Origin of the sequence: uncultured Mycobacterium sp., assembly GCF_964249325.1 — a bacterium.
Taxonomy (GTDB): Bacteria; Actinomycetota; Actinomycetes; order Mycobacteriales; family Mycobacteriaceae; genus Mycobacterium.
On sequence record NZ_CAXUCH010000394.1, the window covers coordinates 1 to 1,638 of the forward strand.

A 1,638-nucleotide genomic window follows, 5' to 3' on the forward strand; every position below is an offset into this window, starting at 1 on the left:
CTTTCCACCTGAGCGGCCACTGCGCCGTCATCGCCCCCGACATTTGGGTTGCAGTTAAACCGACCGCACCCGCGTCGGCGCCGGAATCGTTACGCTGACGCGGTATATCGAACGCGGTGCCCGCATCGGGCTAAGCTCCGCGGGCTGGCTACCAGTGAAGGAGCGGGTCGTGGTCTTGCACATCATTTGGATGATCATCCTTGGCCTTGTCGTCGGCGCGATCGCGCGACTCATCGTGCCGGGCAGGCAGCCCATGGGGTGGATCGCAACGGCACTGCTCGGCATCGCCGGAAGCTACGTCGGCGGGACGCTGGGCAGCATGGTTTTTCCGCCACACCAGTTCGACATTCACCCGCCGATCAAGCACTCGTTCTTAGGTGCGCTGGTCGGCGCGGTGATCTTGTTGCTGATCTATAAGGCCGTCACGTCGCGCACCCGAACCTTGTAGCAGCAGCGAAAGTCGTGCGCCGCTGACCCCTCGGGTGATCGGCGGGTCGCGGCATCATGGAGTGATGGCGTCAGCGCCCACCACAACGACAATGAGCGCCTGGCGGGTCCGTCGTCCCGGGCCGATGGAAACCCACCCGCTGGAGCGCATTACCACCGAGGTGCCACGTCCAGGGCCGACGGAGTTGTTGGTGGCCGTGCACGCGTGCGGCGTCTGCCGTACCGACCTACACGTCGCCGAGGGTGACCTGCCCGTGCACCGCGAGCACGTGACGCCGGGCCATGAGGTAGTGGGCGAGGTTATCGAGGTCGGTCCGGACGCCGGCGACACATTCGCAGTGGGGGATCGGGTCGGTATCGCTTGGCTGCGTCACACCTGCGGGGTGTGCAAGTACTGTCGCCGGGGCAACGAGAACTTGTGCCCGGAGTCGCGCTACACCGGCTGGGACGCCGACGGTGGTTACGCCGAATTCGCCACTGTTCCAGCCGCTTACGCTCACCCGCTGCCGCGCGGCTACAGCAACAGCGAGCTTGCACCGCTGTTGTGTGCCGGCATCATCGGCTATCGCGCACTGCTGCGAGCCGAGCTGCCGCCCGGTGGCCGGCTCGGCCTCTACGGCTTCGGCGGCAGCGCCCACATCACCGCCCAGGTGGCGCTGGCGCAGGGCGCCGAAGTACATGTGATGACGCGCGGCGCGGCGGCCAGGGAACTGGCGCTGGGGTTGGGCGCCGCATCCGCGCAAGACGCTGCCGACCCGCCACCTGTGCCGCTGGACGCCGCGATCCTGTTCGCACCGGTCGGCGATCTGGTGCTGCCGGCCCTGGCGGCATTGGATCGCGGCGGCACACTGGCGATCGCCGGCATCCACCTCAGCGACATCCCCGCGCTCAACTACCAGCGCCACTTGTTCCAGGAGCGCCAGGTCCGTTCCGTCACGTCCAACACCCGCGCGGACGCACGCGCCTTCCTCGATTTCGCGGGACACCATCACATCACGGTGACCACGCCGGAATATCCGCTGGCACAAGCAGATCGAGCGCTCTCGGACCTCAGCGCCGGCCGCATCGCCGGCGCCGCGGTCTTGCTCGTCTAGCTGGATAGATGCCAGACCAAGGCGGCGGCCAAGGCGCCTAATCCGTTGCAGGACCAGTGCAGAGCGATCGGTGCGATCAAGCTGCCGCTGCGGCGGC

Annotated in this window: 2 protein-coding genes and 1 pseudogene (1 of these 3 only partly in view); 2 read left to right on the plus strand and 1 reads right to left on the minus strand. The window is 67.3% G+C overall.

Annotated features, from left to right (window positions below; genetic code table 11):
• Nucleotides 1–169: 169 nt before the first annotated feature.
• Together ACFE99_RS24980 and ACFE99_RS24985 are read left to right on the plus strand one after the other, a co-directional pair.
• The gene (locus ACFE99_RS24980) at nt 170–448 is read left to right on the plus strand and encodes a GlsB/YeaQ/YmgE family stress response membrane protein (RefSeq protein WP_375489548.1); all 279 of its coding nucleotides are present in this window, start codon (nt 170–172) and stop codon (nt 446–448) included.
• Between the two features lie 64 nt (nt 449–512).
• A complete protein-coding gene (locus ACFE99_RS24985) occupies nt 513–1,541 on the plus strand; it encodes a zinc-binding alcohol dehydrogenase family protein (RefSeq protein ID WP_375489550.1) in 1,029 nt (342 codons plus the stop codon).
• Here ACFE99_RS24985 and ACFE99_RS24990 read toward each other — a convergent pair.
• Nucleotides 1,538–1,638: pseudogene (locus ACFE99_RS24990) on the minus strand (lysostaphin resistance A-like protein) (it continues 671 nt past the right edge of the window). The gene ACFE99_RS24985 and the pseudogene ACFE99_RS24990 overlap by 4 nt on opposite strands.